This is a genomic window from Micromonospora sp. A200, from assembly GCF_029893845.1.
Lineage (GTDB): Bacteria > Actinomycetota > Actinomycetes > Mycobacteriales > Micromonosporaceae > Micromonospora > Micromonospora purpureochromogenes.
In genome coordinates, this window is sequence record NZ_JARXXY010000028.1 from 30,092 (window position 1) to 47,174 (window position 17,083).

Consider the following 17,083-nt stretch of genomic DNA (forward strand, 5'->3'; position numbering starts at 1 on the left):
GCGGCCTCAGACGCGACTGGTGGTCAGGCCGAGGCGAGGCGGAAGCCGACCCCGCGGACCGCGTGGATCGTCGCCGAGGCATCCAGCCGGGCGAGCTTGTGCCGTGCCCTCCGCACCAGGGAGTGCATGTCGGAGCCGCGGCCGAGGTGCTCGTTGCCCCAGACCTCGAGGTGCAGCCGCTGGTAAGTCCAGACCTGTCCGGGCGCGCCGACCAGGCACAGCAGCAGGTCATGCTCGAGTGGGGTCAGTTCGATCTCGCGGTCCAGCCAGCGCAGCACCCGTCGGTCGGAATCGACGCTCAGGTCTGGTGGTGGTGTACCGCCGTCCCCCTCGGCTGCGGCGCTCACCGTCTGGCCGGGCGGAGCCGCCGCGCCGTCGGGCGTCCGGGCCACGTCGAGGAACTCCCGCGCCTGATCGACGCTCGAGACGATCAGGACCGCCGCTGTCCCGGCGAGCAGTCGGGCGAGCTGTCTGCGTTCGGCCGGCGTGGAGGCAATGCCAATGACCAAGGACGCGGTCGGGAGCCCCCTCATCCCCACCCCTTCCGGTTGCCCACCCATTCCGGGACAGTTTCTGCGTGACGCCGATCAATCGGCATCGTGACCCTGCCGGCTTGCTGAACAACAGCTGCAGACAAGTGCCAGCGAACGGACAGCCCAATGTGGGCAATATCGGAAGCGTGATCTTCAACGTGTGGGGGAAACGGCTTGTCGGACATGCGCGCAGTCTTCTTCGCGGTGCCCCGCCGAGCGCGTAGTCTCGGACCGCGGCGCGTCGTCCGGACAGTCGCTGAACGTTTTCCAATGCTGCCACTGTCGGTTCAGGCAATCGTGATGGATCTCTTCCGGCGTCTTCAGCCGCAGCTTGGGTGAGACAGTTGAAATAATAGTGCACTTCGATGCAAGGGGCAACGTACCGATTGGCCGTCGCATTGTCGTAGCAGATACCAGCCCATGCGCAAAAGCTTTGGTCATCATCGTGGCCGGCATCCAGGCGGTTGCCCTGATCTTTGTTCTTGTCATCCGTCGACCGGTTACCCACGCCCCCGTTCCGTGAGCCGGCGGCGGACGTCTACCGCCGGGTCGTCGACCCTAGGACTACTACCGCCGCCTGGCGTGATCCACCCGGCCGCGCCGGCCACGAGGGCCAGTGGTTCCGGCCGTGTCGCTGACACGTGCGGCGGCACGGCCGGCGGGTCAGACCTGCGTGATCACGTTCTTGCCGTACGAGGAGAGGGTCTTCTCCTTGTCGTCATGCATGAGGTAGAGGGCGAAGTTGTGCACCCCGATCTCCTTGAGCTCCTGCAGCCGGTCGACATGGGCTGACTCGGGGCCGACGAGGCAGAACCGGTCGACGATCTCGTCGGGCACGAAGTCGGTGGACGGATTGCCGGCGCGGCCGTGGTGGGCGTAGTCGTAGCCCTCGCGGCCCCTGATGTAGTCGGTGAGCGCCTTCGGCACGACCCCGGAGTCGCCGTAGCGCGCGACCAGGTCGGCCACGTGGTTGCCGACCATGCCGCCGAACCAGCGCAGCTGATCCCGTTGGTGCGCGAGGTTCGTGCCCACGTAGGCCGGCGCGGCCACGCACATCGTGATCGAGTCCGGGTCTCGACCTGCTGCGGTGGCCGCATCGCGTACCGAGCCGATCGTCCAGCGGGCGATGTCGGGATCGGCCGTCTGCAGGATGAAGCCGTCGGCCTGCTCGCCGACCAGCCGCAGCGCCTTCGGGCCGTAGGCGGCCATCCAGATCTCCAGCCGGCCGTCCCGCACCCACGGGATGCGCACCGGCGTGCCGTGGTGTTCGACCTCGTTGCCTTCGGCCAGCTCCTTGATCACGTGCATCGCGTCCTTCAGCGTGGCCAGGCTCGCCGGCGGCTGGCCGATGACCCGCCGGGCCGAGTCGCCGCGGCCGATCCCGCACACCGTGCGGTTGCCGAACATGTCGTTGAGCGTGGCGAAGAGCGACGCGGTGACCGACCAGTCGCGGGTGCTCGGGTTGGTCACCATCGGCCCGACGATCAGGTGCTTGGTGGCGGCGAGGACCTGCGAGTAGATGACGAACGGCTCCTGCCACAGCACGCAGGAGTCGAACGTCCACCCGTAGCGGAACCCGTTGTCCTCGGCGGCGGTGAGGCCGGCCACGACGTCGCGAGCTGGCGGGTCGGTCTGCAGTACGACACCGAAGTCCACGGCTTCTCCTTTTCAACAGTTGCTTAGGCGGGAGCCCCGGTCCTTCAGGGCCGGAGGAACGCTCTTGCGGACCGGGATGTTTCTGGTTTTCGATGTACTCCTTGACCACGGCGAGTGGTGCGTCGCCGCAGGACCCGGCGAAGTACGACGGGGACCACAGGTCCGCGCCCCACAGGTCCCGGCGCATGTGCGGTTCGTGCTCCTGGCGCAGTCCGGCCGATACGCCTTTGAGGCTGTTGACCGGTTTCGACAGTGCGACGGCCGGCGGGTACTGCACAAGCAGGTGGACGTGGTCGTCCTCGTCGTTGAATGCGCGCAGCTCCGCGCGGAAGTCGGTGCAGACGTCGGCCATGATCTGCTGGCAGCGAGTGAGGACCGCCGTCGGTGAGCGCGCCCCGCCGGTACTTCGTGGTGAGGACCAAGTGGGCATGCAGGTTGTGGACGACTGAGCGACCTCGGCGAACATCCAGGTCTGGGGGTCCATCTGGGTGACACAGGCCAGCGCTACGGTGGTCGTGTGAAGCTGGTCGTGCAGGTGAAGTTGCTGCCGACGCCCGAGCAGGCGTCGGCGTTGAAGGCGACCCTGCGCGCGTGCAATGCGGCGGCGTCCGACGTGGCGGTCGTGGCCCGGGAGACCGGAACGTACCGGAACTACGACCTGCGTAAGCACGTCTACGCCGGGATCAAGGCCGACTACGCCCTGGGTGCCCAGGCGGCCCAGCACGTGATCAAGAAGGTCTCCGACGCCTACGCCACCTTGAAGGCGAACCTGCGGGCTGGCAACTACGGCAAGCCCGGCTCGAAGCGGCGCCGCAACGTCGAGACCAACCCGGTCGGGTTCCGCTGGAACGCGGCCCAGCCCTATGACGCCCGGATGCTGTCCTGGCAGGCCGATGCCCGGACCGTGTCCATCTGGAGCACGCACGGCCGGCTCAAGGGCGTCGCCTATACCGGGTCCGCCGACCAGCTCAAGGCGATCGCCACCAGCAAGATCGGCGAGTCGGACCTGATCTTCCGGGACGGCATGTGGTTCCTGTACGCCACCGTCGAGGTGGCCGAACCTGAACTGATCGACCCGTCCGGCTTCCTCGGCGTGGACATGGGCATCGCCAACATCGCCTACGACTCCGACGGCACCGGCTACGCCGGCGACCGGCTCAACGGCTACCGCAGGCGGCAGCTGCGGCTGCGCAAGCGGTTGCAGGAGAAGGGCACCAAGTCGGCTCGGCGGCTGCTGGCCCGGCGTAACAAGAAGGAAGCGCGGCATGCCGCGAACGTCAACCACCGCATCGCCAAGACCATCGTGACCGAGGCTGTACGCACCGGTCGCGGCATCGCCGTCGAGGAACTGACGGGGATCCGCGAACGGGTCCGGCTCCGCAAGCCCCAACGGGTCACACTGCACTCGTGGTCGTTCCACCAGCTCGGCAGCTTCCTGGCCTACAAGGCCCGCCGAGCAGGTGTACCGCTGCTCCAGGTCGACCCGCGGTACACCTCCCAGACCTGCCACAGCTGCGGGCACCGCGACAAGCGGAACCGGCCGGACCAGGAAACCTTCCACTGTCGGTCGTGCGGGGTCGTTGCCCACGCCGACCACAACGCGGCGCTCAACATCGCCCAGCGCGGCGTCGAGGGCTGGGGCGCAGTCAACCGTCCGCACGCGGCATCACCCTGCATCCAGTAGGGGGACTGACCTGCAAGCCTGCCCATTCATAGGCGGGTAGTTGACACCAGGTACTGACTGAGATCGCGCTTCAGGAACCTGCCGTGCCCGGCCGCGCCGTGGAAGGCGTTGTCGTCGACCACGACCCGACCTCGGGACAGCACGGTGGAGACCTTTCCGGTCAGCTCCATCCCCTCGTACGCGGAATAGTCCACGTTCATGTGGTGCGTCCTGGCCGAGATGGTCTGCCGGGCCGTCGGGTCGTACACCGTGATGTCCGCGTCGGCGCCCGGCGCGATGACGCCCTTGCGCGGGTAGAGGCCGAACATCCTGGCGGGCGTGGTCGAGCTGATCTCCACCCAGCGCGCCAGGGTGATCTCACCTTTCACGACGCCCTGATAGAGCAGGTCCATCCGGTGCTCGACGCCGGGCATCCCGTTCGGGATCTTGGAGAAGTCCCCCCGCCCCAGCTCCTTCTGGTCCTTGAAGCAGAAGGGGCAGTGGTCGGTGGAGACCAGCGACAGGTCGTTGGTGCGCAGCCCCCGCCACAGTTCCGCCTGGTGCTCCTTCGGCCGCAGCGGGGGAGAGGCGACGTACTTCGCGCCCTCGAAGTCGGGCCTGGCCAGATCCTCCAGCGACAGGAACAGGTACTGCGGGCAGGTCTCGGCGAACACGTTCTGCCCGGTGTCGCGCGCCTGGGTGACCGCGTCCAGGGCGTGCGCGGCGGAGAGGTGCACGATGTACAGCGGCGCGCCGGTGACCTTGGCCAGCGCGATCGCCCGCGACGTCGCCTCGCCCTCCAGCTCGGGCGGCCGGGTCAGGCCGTGCTGCACCGGGTCCGTCTGACCGTTGGCCAGCGCCTGGAGGACGAGCTGGTCGATGGCGATGCCGTTCTCCGCGTGCATCATGATCATCGACCCGGTGTCCCGGGCCTTCTGCATCGCCCGCAGGATCTCCCCGTCCGTGGCGTAGAAGACCCCCGGATAGGCCATGAACATCTTGAACGTGTTGACGCCCGCGTCGATGCAGGCCTCCATCTCCTTCAGCGACGTGTCGTTCACGTCAGAGACGATCATGTGGAACCCGTAGTCGATCGCGCAGCGGCCGTCGGCCTTGCTATGCCACTTGTCCAGCGCGGACAGCACGGACGTGCCCTTGCCCTGTACGGCGAAGTCGACGATGGTCGTCGTGCCGCCCCAGGCCGCCGCGATCGTCCCGGTCTCGAAGTTGTCCGCCGAGAACGTGCCGCCGAACGGCATCTCCATGTGGGTGTGGCCGTCGATGCCGCCCGGCACCACGTACTTCCCGGCGGCGTCGATCACGCGCTCGGCACCAGCCGCCCACTGCTCGGCCAGACCCGAGTCGGGCGCGGCGAGCGCCGCGATCCGCTCGCCCTCGACCAGCACGTCCGCCGGGTACGCCCCGGTGGCGTTGACCACTGTTCCGTTGCGGATGACGATGCTCACGGCTTCACCAGCGATTCATACGTGTCGGGACGGCGGTCGCGGTAGAAGGCCCACAGGTCGCGGACCTCGGCCAGCTTGTCCATGTCGAGGTCGCGGACGACGACCTCCTCTGCGGTGTCCGAGGCGGCGTCGCCGACCAACTGGCCCCGCGGGTCGACGAAGTAGGACTGGCCGTAGAAGTCGTTGTCGCCCAGCGGCTCCACCCCGACCCGGTTGATGGCGCCGACGTAGAACTCGTTCGCCACCGCCGCCGCCGGCTGCTCCAGCCGCCACAGGTACTCCGACAGGCCGCGGCTGGTCGCCGACGGGTTGAAAACGATCTTCGCGCCGGCCAGGCCGAGCGCCCGCCAGCCCTCGGGGAAGTGCCGCTCGTAGCAGATGTAGACGCCGATGCGCCCCACGGCGGTGTCGAACACCGGATAGCCGAGGTTTCCCGGCCGGAAGTAGAACTTCTCCCAGAACCCCTTCACCTGCGGAATGTGGTTCTTCCGGTGCTTGCCGAGGTAGGTGCCGTCGGCGTCGATCACCGCGGCGGTGTTGTAGTAGACACCGGGCTGCTCCTGCTCGTACATCGGCACGATCAGCACCACGCCGTGCTGCTCGGCGACCTCGCGCATCAGCGCGGTCGTCGGCCCGTCCGGGATGGCCTCCGTGTACGAGTAGTAGTCCGCGTCCTGGATCTGGCAGAAATACGGGCCGTAGAACAACTCCTGCAGGCAGACCACCTGTGCGCCCTGCGAGGCGGCGCTGCGGATGGCCTCGACCGCGTTGGCGATCATCGACTCCTTGTCGCCGGTCCACTTCTGCTGCACCAGCCCGGCTCGGACGATGTTGCTCATTCTTCCCCCTTCGCGTGCGCGGTGCGCGGCATCGACAGCGCCAGGTAGACGAGGAACCCGGCGAGCAGCCCGACCACCCAGCTGTAGTCGTAGAGCGGCTTGAGCAGCGGGATGAGCCCGTCGGACGGGAACGGCCCCTTGCCGGGTGCGGAGTAGGCGCCACCCACCGCGAGGACCGCGCCGACGACGGTGGCGACGATGGCGGCCCAGTTCCACCCGCCGGAGAACCAGTACCTGCCCTCGGGGCGGTAGAGGGCCGGCAGTTGGAGGCTGGTGCGGTAGCGGACCCAGTACCCGGCGATGAGTACGCCGGCGACCGCGCCGAGCAGGCCGCCGTAGAACCCGAGCCAGACGAAGATGTAAATGTTGGGGTCCTGCACCAGGCGCCACGGCTGGATCAGGATGCCGAGCACGCCGGTGATCAGGCCCCCGGTCCGGAAGCTCACCAGTCGGGGCGCGGCGTTGGAGAAGTCGTACGCCGGGCTGACCGTGTTCGCCGCGACGTTCACCGACAGCGTGGCCACCACGACGGTGAACAGGCCGAGCGCGACGACCAACGGGTTCTCGAACTTCGCGGCCAGTTGAATGGGGTCCCAGATCGCCTCGCCGTAGATCACTGCCGTGCCCGAGGTGATCAGGATGGACAGGATGGCGAAGAACGACATCGTGGTCGGCAGGCCGAGAATCTGGCCGTACGCCTGCTGCCGCTGACTGCCGCCGAACCGGGTGAAGTCGGGGATGTTCAGCGACAGCGTCGCCCAAAAGGCGATCATCCCCATCAGTGACGGCGCGAACAGCTTCCAGAAGTCGGCGCCCCAGCCCAGCTTCGACGGCTCGGACAGGATCGGGCCGAGCCCGCCCGCCTCGACCAGCACCCAGATCAGCAGGGCGACGGCAACCACGATGACGAACGGCGCGGCCCAGTTCTCGAAGCGCCGCAACGTGTCCATGCCCCGCCAGATGATCGCCATCTCGATCGCCCAGAACAGGAAGAACGAGGCCCACAGCGTCCACGGGTAGTCCATCACCGTCGCCGCCTCGACCCACCAGGAGCCGAGCAGCTTGCCGGCGATCGCGTAGATCGCCTCGCCGCCGATCCAGGTCTGGATGCCGAACCAGCCGCACGCGATGAAGGCGCGCAGCAGGGCCGGGAAATTCGCGCCGCGGACTCCGTAGAACGCGCGGGCGAAGACCGGGAACGGGATCCCGTACTTCGTGCCCGCGTGGCTGTTCAACAGCATCGGGATCAGGACGAGCAGATTGCCCAGCGTGATCGTGAGAAATGCCTGCAGCCAGTTCATGCCGAGCTGGATGAGCCCGGCGGCGAGCAGATAGGTGGGGATGTTGTGCGCCATGCCGATCCACAGCGCCGCGAAGTTGTACGTGTTCCAGGTGCGCTTCTCGATGGGGACCGGGGCGAGTTCCTCGTTGAAGTAGCGGCTGTCGGCGATCGTCGAGAAGTCACGCAACTCGACTCGACCATCCGGATGGGTGATCTGTGTGCCCGGCTCGGCCGCGGTGGTTTCGGCCTGGGGCAGGGGTTCAACGGCCATCGGTCACCTCCCTGTCACGCTGCCGCAACAGCGGCCGGCCAACCGGCGCGTGCTGCGGGTGGGGGCGGATCAGCACGATCTTTATCTCGGAATGGTGGGTGCCCCGGACCCGCCACGGGCAGCGGCAAAGTGTCCACGCTTGCCATGATCGGGGCACACTCTGTCCACGGGCATGCCCGCACGGAGCTGTCAATCGCCACCGTGGCTGGATTCGGGCCTCCGGCCGGACCCTTGACCCGTCACGCCTCGTCGAGTTCGTGCACCAGCAGCGCCACGTACAACGACAACATCGACTCCGGGTCCTCCAGCGACACCCCGAGCACCTGCGCGATCCGCGACAGCTGCTGGTAGTAGGCCGTCCGGGACAGGTGCGCGACGCCGGCCGCCGCCGACTTGTTCCCGCCCTGCTCGCAGAAGCAGCGCAGCAGCTCCACCAGCCGGCTGCCCTGGCTGTCATCGCGCGCCAACAGGGGCCCGAGCTCCCGGTGCGCGAAGGCCCGGACGCGCTCGTCCTCGCGCAGCAGGTGCAGCAGGCCGCGCAGTCGCACGTCATCCAGGCGGTGGTAGAGCTGGGTGCCGGGGGAGCGCAGTGCGGCACCGGCGACGTGCGCGGCCTCCCCCAGACTGCGCCGTACGTCCGACACGTGCGACACCGTCGTCCCGACTGCCACCACCACGGCACTGGCGGCCGAGCGGTGCACCTCTCGGGCCAGGCGGCGCAGGACCGCGTCGACCGCCGCCTGCGCGGGCAACGACAACAGCGCGCGCACGCTCGTCTCGTCCACGACGCCCACCACGGCTGGCACGCTCACCCGCCGCGCGGCCAACGCGGTGGCCTCCGCGAGGTCCCGCAACACCTCCTGCGTGGCCAGTGCGGGGGCGCGCGGGGTCATGCTCCCCGGCCGGATCGCCACCCCGACCAGTTGCCGCCGTTCCAGCGCAACGCCCAACGCGGCCGCCCGTGCCGCCAGGTCAGGAGGGGGCAGTGCCTGGCCGAGCAGTTGCGCGAGCAACATCCGGTGCGTCTGCCGCTCCAGGCTCTCCCGGTCCCGCGCCACGAGCCGGTGCACCGCCAGTGCCGACGCGGCTCGCTCCGCGACCACCACGTGGCGGTGCGGGGGAGGGGCCGGCGAGAGCAGCACCAGTCGTCCCCAGTCGGCGCCCTGCGCGCCGACCGCGGTGATCAGCCAGCCGGCTTCCTCGTCGTAGGCGGTCCGTTGGGACACTGCCACGGACCGGGACCGCTGCCCCCAGTCGGTCAGCAGCTCGATCGGGTCCTGCCCGGCCGCGTCGTACGCCAGCACGTCGTGCCCCAGCGTCTCCAGGACGACCGGCAGCCCGGAGATCCTCGCGACTTCGCGCAACACCTCGGCCGGCTCCGCCCCGGCGACCGTGAGCGCGGTGAACGTCTCGTGCACCTGCTCAGCCGCCCGCAGCTCGGCGAGCTGCGCGTCCACGATCAACGCCACGACCGCCTCCGTGACGGACACAAACTGCGTCTCCCGCCCCAGCGTGATCAATGGAAGCCGGTGTCGTTCCGCAGCCGCCACCAGCGCGTCCGGCACGTGATCGCTCCAGCGCCGGACCAGCTCCACCACGAGCCCCGCCGCGCCGACCGCGGCCAGGTCGTCCACGTACGTCGTCAGTGCCGCTTCCTCGTCCGGCAGCGCGATGCCGGTGGTCAGCACGAGCTCGCCGCCGCGCAGCAGATGGGCGATGTCGGCGACCTCCGCCGCATGGACCCAGCGCACGGGCCCCGGCAAGCCGGCGGACCCCGCCACGACGCGGGGCCGGGCACGCCGGATCACGGGCAGCGCTATGGCTTCGGCGACCGTGGGGTACATGCGGCCTCCCGTGCGAGGGATGCACACAACGTAGTGCCATCGGTGCCGACCCGTACAGGTTGTCGGTGGCGGCGAGCACCGAAGTCTCGCGACACTCGGCTCAGTCACGAGATACGGAGGACGCGATGGCGCATCGGGAGCTGCTGCATCGACACCGGTCCGTGCTGCCGAAGTGGCTGGCCCTCTACTACGAGGAGCCGATCGAGATCGCCAGCGCGCACGGTCGCCGGGTGACCGATCGCGAGGGCCGCACGTACCTCGACTTCTTCGGCGGCATTCTCACCAACTCGATCGGCTACGACGTGGCCGAGATCAGCGACGCGGTCCGCGCGCAGATCGACACCGGCGTGCTGCACTCCTCGACGCTGTACCTGATCGAGTCGCAGGTCGAGCTCGCCGAGAAGATCGCGCAGCGGTCCGGGATCCCGGACGCGAAGGTGTTCTTCACGAACTCGGGTACGGAGGCCAACGAAACCGCGTTGATGCTCGCCACGCAGTACCGCCGCAGCGGGCAGGTGCTCGCGCTGCGCAACTCGTACCACGGGCGCGCGTTCGCCACCGTCGCGATCACCGGCATCCGCGGCTGGTCGGCCAGCGAGCTCAGCCCGATCAGGGTGAGCTGGGTGCACGGTGGCTACCGGTACCGCAGCCCCTTCAAGGACCTGTCGGACGCCGACTACGTCAAGGCGTGCGTCGCCGACCTGCGCGAGGTGATCGAGACTGCGACCGCCGGCGACGTGGCGTGCATGATCGTCGAGCCGATCCAGGGCGTGGGCGGGTTCGCCTCCCCGCCCGACGGCCTGTTCCGCGAGTTCAAGAAGGTGCTCGACGAGTACGGCATCCTGCTCGTCTCCGACGAGGTCCAGACCGGTTGGGGCCGTACCGGCGAGCACTTCTGGGGCATCCAGGCGCACGACGTCGTGCCGGACGCGATGACCTTCGCCAAAGGACTCGGCAATGGTCTGGCGATCGGCGGTGTCGTCGCGCGCGCGGAACTCATGGACTGCCTGCGGGCCAACTCGATCTCCACCTTCGGCGGCAACCCGATCTCCACCGCGGGGGCCCTCGCCACCCTCGACTACCTCCTCGACCACGACCTGCAGGCGAACGCCGCCAAGCTGGGAAACCGCCTGATCCACGGCCTTCGCTCGGTCGCCGCGACGCATCCGGTGGTCGGCGACGTACGCGGCAAGGGTCTGATGCTCGCCCTCGAGCTCGTCGGCCCGGCCGGCGAACCCCACCCCGCGGCCGCGACCGCCCTGCTGGAGGAGGCGCGCAGTCGCGGACTGCTGGTCGGCAAGGGCGGCCTGCACGGCAACGTGATCCGGCTGGCGCCGCCGATGACGCTCACCGAGGACGAGGCCGACGAGGCGCTGGGCATCCTCGCCGAGGCGATCGAGGCGGTGTCGGCATGAGGATCACGCACTGGATCGGCGGCAAGGCCTGGACCGGCATCGCCCAGCGCACCGGTGACGTGTACGACCCCGCGACGGGTCAGGTCGGCGGGCAGGTCGATTTCGCCAGCGCCTCGGACGTCGACGAGGCGGTCAGCGTCGCCCGGGAAGCCTTCTCCCGGTGGCGCCACGCCTCCCTCGCCCAACGGGCGAACGTGATGTTCGCGTTCCGTGAACTGCTCAACGCCCGGAAGTCCGACCTCGCCGAGATCATCACCGCCGAGCACGGCAAGGTGCTCTCCGACGCGGCGGGCGAGATACAGCGTGCGCTGGAGGCGGTGGAGTTCGCCTGCGGCATCCCGCAGTTGCTCAAGGGCGGGTTCAGCGAGAACGCCTCGACCAAGGTGGACGTGTACTCGATCCAGCAGCCGCTCGGCGTGGTCGGGGTGATCTCCCCGTTCAACTTCCCGGCGATGGTGCCGCTGTGGTTCGTGCCCAACGCCATCGCCTGCGGCAACACCGTGGTGCTGAAGCCGAGCGAGAAGGACCCCTCCGCGGCGAACTTCCTGGCGGAGCTCTTCGCCGAGGCCGGGCTACCGGATGGCGTGTTCAACGTGGTGCACGGCGACAAGGAGGCGGTCGACCGGATCCTCGCGCATCCGGAGGTCAAGGCGGTCTCGTTCGTCGGGTCGACGCCGATCGCCCGGTACGTCTACGAGACCGGAACGCGGAACGGCAAGCGGGTGCAGGCGCTCGGCGGCGCGAAAAACCACCTGGTCGTGCTGCCCGACGCCGACCTCGACCTCGCCGCGGACGCCGCCGTCTCGGCCGGTTTCGGCTCGGCCGGTGAGCGCTGCATGGCGATCTCCGTCGTCGTGGCGGTGGACCCGGTCGGCGACGAGCTGGTCGGCAAGATCAGCGAGCGGATCGCCGGACTGCATGTCGGCGACGGTCGCCGCCCGGGCTGCGAGATGGGACCGTTGGTCACCGGGGCGCACCGCGACCGGGTGCGGTCATATCTGGACGCCGGCCGGTCCGCGGGCGCGAAGCTGGTGGTCGACGGACGCGGTCACCCGATCGACGGTGACGACGCCGGCTTCTGGCTGGGGCCGACCCTCTTCGACCACATCGACGTGGACATGTCCATCTACACCGACGAGATCTTCGGTCCGGTGCTCTCGGTGGTAAGAGTCCCCAGCTACGACGCGGCGGTCGACGTGGTGAACGCCAACCCGTACGGGAACGGCACCGCCATCTTCACCAACGACGGCGGCGCCGCGCGGCGGTACCAGAATGAGATCGAGGTCGGCATGGTCGGCGTCAACGTGGCGATCCCGGTTCCGGTCGCGTACTACTCGTTCGGGGGTTGGAAGGACTCCCTGTTCGGTGACTCGCACGCGTACGGGCCGCACGGCGTGCACTTCTTCACCAGGGCCAAGGTGGTCACCAGCAGGTGGCTCGACCCGTCCCACGGCGGCGTGAACCTCGGCTTCCCACAGAACACCTGATCAGCTCGACGGCTCCGCCGGGCCTCCTACCGGAGGCTCGACGCCGGCGGTGAGTCGGCGAGTTCCGCGATCACCTCGGCGTGACAGCGCTCCGGCACACACCAGCAGCCGAGCCGGCGCCCGCGCAGTTCCGGGAGGAGGGCGAGCAGTTCGGGGCTGTCGAGCAGGTACGCGCGGTACTTCTCGACGACCTCCTCCCGGGTGCCGTCCGGGCCGGGGCGGTACGGGCTGGACAACGGGGAGCGGGGGAGCTGCCAGCCGCCGCGATACATGGCGCGCCCGACGTAGACCACGTCGGCGTACGCCGGGTCGTCGCGGTGACCCTTCAGGTTGACGACTGTGGTTGGCTGCATGCTCGGCTCCTCGGTTCTCCCGGGCAGACGGTAGTCGGGCCGATCCGCGCCCGGCCAGCCTGCCGGTGGGCCAGACTGCACGGGTGAGAGTCACCGCGCTCACCATCAGGTGGACGCCGTGGCGGTTCGTCACCGCCTTCGGTGTCGTCAGCCTGCTGTCGGACGTGGTGTACGAGGGCGCCCGGTCGGTCATCGGCCCCTACCTGGCCACCTTCGGGGCGTCCGCGACCGTCGTCGGGCTGGTCACCGGCGCCGGCGAGGCGACCGCCCTGGCCGGGCGGCTGGCCACCGGACCCCTCGCGGACCGGACCCGCGCCTACTGGCCGCTCGTCCTCGTCGGCTATGCCGTGACCATGGTCGCCGTGCCCACTCTCGGGCTGACCACCGCGCTGTGGCTGGCTGCGGCGCTGTTCGTCGCGGAGCGCGCCGGCAAGGCGATCCGCGGCCCGGCGAGGGATGTGATGCTCTCGAACGCCGCCGCGGCAGTCGGCCGCGGCAAGGGCTTCGCCGTCCATGAGGCGCTCGACCAGGCCGGCGGCGTGGCCGGGCCGCTGCTGGTCGCCGCCGTACTGGCCGCCACCGCCCACAACTACCGGCCCGCGTTCCTCGCCCTGGCCGTACCCGCCGTGGCGGCGATGCTCCTGCTGCTGTGGCTACGCGCCGGCGTGCCCGACCCGCGCCGCTTCGAACCGGGCCCTCGACCCGGTGCGGCGCCCGCTGCGCCGGGCGGCCGGCTGCCCCGCGTGTTCTGGACCTATCTGGCGTTCACGGCGGCGACCACGGCCGGCTTCGCCACCTTCGGGGTGCTCAGCTTCCACCTCGCCACCCGGCACGTGGTACCGCTGGCGGTGATCCCGGTCGTGTACGCCGCCGCGATGGGCGTCGACGCGCTCGCCGCGCTGGCCTCCGGGTGGCTGTACGACCGGGCCGGCGTCCGGGTACTGGCCGCGGTGCCTGTGCTGACCGCCCTGATCCCGCTGGCTGCCTTCACCACGGCCCCGGCGATCGCAATTGCCGGAGTCCTGGCCTGGGGCGCGGTGCTCGGCATCCAGGAATCCACCATGCGGGCGACCATCGCCGACATCGTCCCCGCCGCGCGGCGGGGCACCGCCTACGGCATCTTCGCCGCCGGGTTGGGCGGGGCGACGCTGGTCGGTGGGCTGCTCACCGGCGCCCTCTACGACTACTCGATCACCGCCGTGATCGTCACCGTGGCCGGCATCCAGGCCGTCGCCCTGGCCCTGTTCCTCGCCATCGTTCGACCGGCGACCTGACGCAGCCTCCCGTCAGCTCACCTTCGGGGTGGCGCGGGAGATGATCGCGGCGAAGTCGACGCCGGTCGGTAGGGTGCCGTACGCCTGGCCGTGATCGCCGCCGAGCCGGGACGCGCAGAAGGCGTCGGCGACCGCGGGGTGGCCGTGCCGCACCAGCAGCGAGCCCTGCAGCACCAGGGCGAGCCGCTCGACGACGCGCCGGGCCCGGAGTTCGAGGTCGTCGACATTCGACAGGTCGGCCTGCACCTGGCGGACCGCGGCGTCGAGCCGTGCGTCGGTGCCGGCAGCGACGCTCACCTCGGCCTGGAACGCCTCCATGACCTGCTGTTCCTTGACGAGAGCGCGCAGTACGTCCAGGGCGGCGACGTTGCCGGAGCCCTCCCAGATCGAGTTCAGCGGCGACTCGCGGAACAGCCGCGGCATGCCCGACTCCTCGACGTAGCCGTTGCCGCCCAGGCACTCGAGGGCCTCGGCGGCGTGTGCCGGCCAGCGCTTGCAGACCCAGTACTTGCCGACCGCGAGGGCGAGCCGCTTGAACGCGGTCTCGCCGGCGTCGCCGCGCGCGGATCGGTCGGTCGCTCCGGCGAGGCGCATCATGAGAATGGTGGCGGCCTCGGACTCGATCGCGAGGTCCGCCAGCACGTTGCGCATCAGTGGCTGGTCGACGAGGTACCGGCCGAAGGCCTGCCGGTGGGTGACGTGATGGGCGGCGGTGATCACCCCCTGGCGCATCCCGGCCGCCGCGCCGATGACGCAGTCCAGGCGGGTCAGATTGACCATGTCGATGATCGTGCGGACGCCACGCCCCTCGTCGCCGACGCGCCAGGCGACCGCGTGCTCGTATTCGACCTCGGACGAGGCGTTGGAGCGGTTGCCGAGCTTGTCCTTCAGGCGCATCAGGCGCATCGGGTTGCGGGTGCCGTCGGGAAGGACGCGGGGGACCAGGAAGCAGGTGAGCCCGCCCGGCGCCTGGGCGAGGGTGAGGAAGACATCGCACATCGGTGCGGAGGTGAACCACTTGTGCCCGACGAGCCGGTAGGTGCCGTCCGCCGCCGGGTGGGCGGTGGTGGTGTTGGCGCGTACGTCCGAGCCGCCCTGCTTCTCCGTCATCGACATGCCCGCCAGCAGCCCTCGCTTCGTCAGCGGCGAGCGCAGCCCGAAGTCGTACGTCGTGGCGGTGAGCAGCGGCTCGTACTGCGCGGCCAGCTCCGGGTTGTGCCGCAGCGCCGGCACGGCCGCGTAGGTCATCGAGATCGGGCAGCCGTGGCCGGCGTCGGGGCGCCACGTGTAGAACTTGGCGGCCCGGGCCACGTGTGCCCCCGGTCGGTCGTCCGCCCACGGCGCGGCGTGCAGGCCGTGCGTGACCGCGGTGCGCATCAGCTCGTGCCAGGCGGGGTGGAACTCGACCTCGTCGATCCGATGGCCGGAGCGGTCGTGGGTGCGCAGGGCCGGCGGATGCTCGTTGGCCAGCCGCCCGTACTCGATGGCCTGCTCGCTGCCGCCCAGCCGGCCGAGCTCGTGCAGCTCGGCGGCGGCCCAGCCGGCGCCCTCCCGCTCGAGCCCGTCGAGCAGTGCCGGGTCGTCCGCCGCATCGTAGCCAGCTAGCGGTGGAACCTGGTTGAACACCTCGTGCGTCGTCACGGCGATACTCCCAGCGAGCGGTGGATGAAGGCGATCAGGGCGGGGATGGTGTCCGGACCGGCGACCCCGGCGGCCAGCGGACCGACCATGGCTTCGGCCAGGGCGCCGACCAGCGCGGTCGCGGTCAGGTCGGGGTTCTGTGGGGGCAGTTCACCGTTCGCCACACCGGCTGCGACGTGGCCGGCGATCAGTTCGGCGTACGCCCGACGGAAGACGAGCCGCTCGGCGTCGACCGCCGGGTCGACCGGCTCGGCGAGCAGGGCGTACGCCAACCGCGGGGACTGCAGCGCGCGCCCGGCGAACGTCTCCACGACGGCGGACATCTGCTCGGCGGCGGTGGCCTCCAGCGCCGCGGCGCGCGCGACCGCGTCGACCTCACGCTGCGAGGCGGTGCGGAACACCTCGGCGAACAGGTCGGCCTTGGTCGGGAAGTGGCGGTAGACGCTGCCCGTCGCCAGGCCGGCCCGCTCGGCGACGGCGGCGACGGAGCAGCCGGCATACCCGTGCTCGGCCATGATTCCGAGGGCCGCGGTGATGATCCGCTCCCGGGAAGCGTTCAGCCGAGCCTTCACGCGGTCGGTGCTCCGGTAGGCCACGCAAGGATTGAACCATCATTCAGTCCTTGGTGACAAGGTGGTGTGCCTTTTACATCAAGTGACGGGTATGCATAGTCGGCGGCGAGCGCGGGTAGAAGGACGTCACCGCATTGCAGCGGGTCAGGGGCGGCCTGCCCCGAGCGGTTTCACGCGTCGATCCCCGCCGGCTGGTACCCGGCCCTCGGCGATGCCGCTGAGGTGCGGCCCGACCCGTGGGCGGTGCGAGATGACCCCATCATCGCGCTATCAAGGAAGGCGGCCGACCATGTCGTTCCAGAATGGATCCGTTCGTCGATCGCAGTCGCTGGCCGGTTCCCGCACGTGGCGTGGACGTGTCGTCCGCCGGGTCGGGTGATCGCCGTGTCCACTGTGTCCGTGCCCCGGCCGGTGCGCACCGCCCTGGCGGTGCCTCGCGGTTACGTGGAGTACCTGCAGGCCAGGTTGCTGGAGGCTGAAGCCAGCCTGACCGCGATGAGCGAGAAGTACGACCGGACGAAGGCCCGCTTCGATCGCTGCTACGCCCGCCACGGCATCACCCCCGAGGAAGACATCGTCAACTACATCAACGCGAAGGGGATGAACCCGGAGCTGAAGTTCTGGTACGCCAAGGTCGAGCACTTCCAGCGGGAGGTGACCGCCTACGGGGCGGCGCTGACCGGACTCGACGCGGCGCGCCGGATGCTCGGCGACGACGGTCACCGCGTCCCCGAGCACGGGCGCGCGCGCAACAACCGGCGTTCCTTGAACCGCGCCGGCTGAGGAC

General features: G+C 69.8%; 14 protein-coding genes and 1 pseudogene. 5 read left to right on the top strand and 10 right to left on the bottom strand.

Annotation, left to right across the window (positions count from 1 at the left end; translation table 11 throughout):
- Window positions 1-23: 23 nt before the first annotated feature.
- The 3 genes and pseudogenes from M2302_RS24185 to tnpA all read right to left on the bottom strand — a co-directional run.
- Window positions 24-560, bottom strand: a complete 537-nt coding sequence (locus M2302_RS24185; RefSeq protein ID WP_280840135.1) for a winged helix-turn-helix domain-containing protein — start codon at window positions 558-560, stop codon at window positions 24-26.
- Between the two features lie 636 nt (window positions 561-1,196).
- Window positions 1,197-2,189 carry a TIGR03842 family LLM class F420-dependent oxidoreductase gene (locus M2302_RS24190; RefSeq protein WP_280840136.1) on the bottom strand — a complete coding sequence of 331 codons (993 nt, stop codon included), beginning with the start codon at window positions 2,187-2,189 and terminating at the stop codon, window positions 1,197-1,199.
- A 73-nt stretch (window positions 2,190-2,262) separates the two neighbouring features.
- Window positions 2,263-2,659 (bottom strand): annotated as a pseudogene (gene tnpA, locus M2302_RS24195) (IS200/IS605 family transposase); the annotation flags it as partial.
- A 47-nt stretch (window positions 2,660-2,706) separates the two neighbouring features.
- On the opposite strand from tnpA, the gene M2302_RS24200 reads away from it, so the two are divergent.
- The gene (locus M2302_RS24200; protein ID WP_280840137.1) at window positions 2,707-3,873 is read left to right on the top strand and encodes a transposase; all 1,167 of its coding nucleotides are present in this window, start codon (window positions 2,707-2,709) and stop codon (window positions 3,871-3,873) included.
- 26 nt (window positions 3,874-3,899) lie between these two features.
- On the opposite strand, the gene hydA is transcribed toward M2302_RS24200, so the two are convergent.
- From hydA to M2302_RS24220, 4 genes are all read right to left on the bottom strand, one after another.
- Window positions 3,900-5,318, bottom strand: coding sequence for a dihydropyrimidinase (gene hydA / locus M2302_RS24205; protein WP_280840138.1), 1,419 nt, complete (start codon window positions 5,316-5,318; stop codon window positions 3,900-3,902).
- Window positions 5,315-6,157 carry a nitrilase-related carbon-nitrogen hydrolase gene (locus tag M2302_RS24210; RefSeq protein WP_280840139.1) on the bottom strand — a complete coding sequence of 281 codons (843 nt, stop codon included), beginning with the start codon at window positions 6,155-6,157 and terminating at the stop codon, window positions 5,315-5,317. The genes hydA and M2302_RS24210 overlap by 4 nt, the downstream gene beginning before the upstream one ends.
- Window positions 6,154-7,710 (bottom strand): NCS1 family nucleobase:cation symporter-1, encoded by a 1,557-nt coding sequence (locus tag M2302_RS24215; protein ID WP_280840140.1) that lies wholly within the window; start codon window positions 7,708-7,710, stop codon window positions 6,154-6,156. The genes M2302_RS24210 and M2302_RS24215 overlap by 4 nt, the downstream gene beginning before the upstream one ends.
- 239 nt (window positions 7,711-7,949) lie before the next feature.
- On the bottom strand, window positions 7,950-9,554 hold the full coding sequence (locus M2302_RS24220) for a PucR family transcriptional regulator (RefSeq protein WP_280840141.1): 1,605 nt from the start codon (window positions 9,552-9,554) through the stop codon (window positions 7,950-7,952).
- Between the two features lie 125 nt (window positions 9,555-9,679).
- Between M2302_RS24220 and M2302_RS24225 the strand changes: the two genes are divergently transcribed.
- Window positions 9,680-10,969 (top strand): aspartate aminotransferase family protein, encoded by a 1,290-nt coding sequence (locus tag M2302_RS24225; RefSeq protein WP_280840142.1) that lies wholly within the window; start codon window positions 9,680-9,682, stop codon window positions 10,967-10,969.
- A complete protein-coding gene (locus tag M2302_RS24230; protein WP_280840143.1) occupies window positions 10,966-12,456 on the top strand; it encodes a CoA-acylating methylmalonate-semialdehyde dehydrogenase in 1,491 nt (496 codons plus the stop codon). The genes M2302_RS24225 and M2302_RS24230 overlap by 4 nt, the downstream gene beginning before the upstream one ends.
- A gap of 26 nt (window positions 12,457-12,482) precedes the next feature.
- Here the strand turns inward: M2302_RS24230 and M2302_RS24235 are convergent, their stop codons facing one another.
- On the bottom strand, window positions 12,483-12,809 hold the full coding sequence (locus tag M2302_RS24235; protein ID WP_280840144.1) for a DUF4326 domain-containing protein: 327 nt from the start codon (window positions 12,807-12,809) through the stop codon (window positions 12,483-12,485).
- 83 nt (window positions 12,810-12,892) lie between these two features.
- Here M2302_RS24235 and M2302_RS24240 point away from each other — a divergent pair, with 83 nt between their 5' ends.
- A complete protein-coding gene (locus M2302_RS24240) occupies window positions 12,893-14,083 on the top strand; it encodes an MFS transporter (RefSeq protein ID WP_280840145.1) in 1,191 nt (396 codons plus the stop codon).
- A gap of 12 nt (window positions 14,084-14,095) precedes the next feature.
- Here M2302_RS24240 and M2302_RS24245 read toward each other — a convergent pair whose 3' ends face one another.
- A complete protein-coding gene (locus M2302_RS24245; protein ID WP_280840146.1) occupies window positions 14,096-15,724 on the bottom strand; it encodes an isovaleryl-CoA dehydrogenase in 1,629 nt (542 codons plus the stop codon).
- On the bottom strand, window positions 15,721-16,320 hold the full coding sequence (locus M2302_RS24250) for a TetR/AcrR family transcriptional regulator (RefSeq protein WP_280840147.1): 600 nt from the start codon (window positions 16,318-16,320) through the stop codon (window positions 15,721-15,723). Before M2302_RS24250 ends, M2302_RS24245 begins: the two co-directional genes overlap by 4 nt.
- A 360-nt stretch (window positions 16,321-16,680) precedes the next feature.
- Between M2302_RS24250 and M2302_RS24255 the strand changes: the two genes are divergently transcribed.
- Window positions 16,681-17,079, top strand: coding sequence for a hypothetical protein (locus M2302_RS24255; RefSeq protein WP_280840148.1), 399 nt, complete (start codon window positions 16,681-16,683; stop codon window positions 17,077-17,079).
- Window positions 17,080-17,083 lie beyond the last annotated feature (4 nt).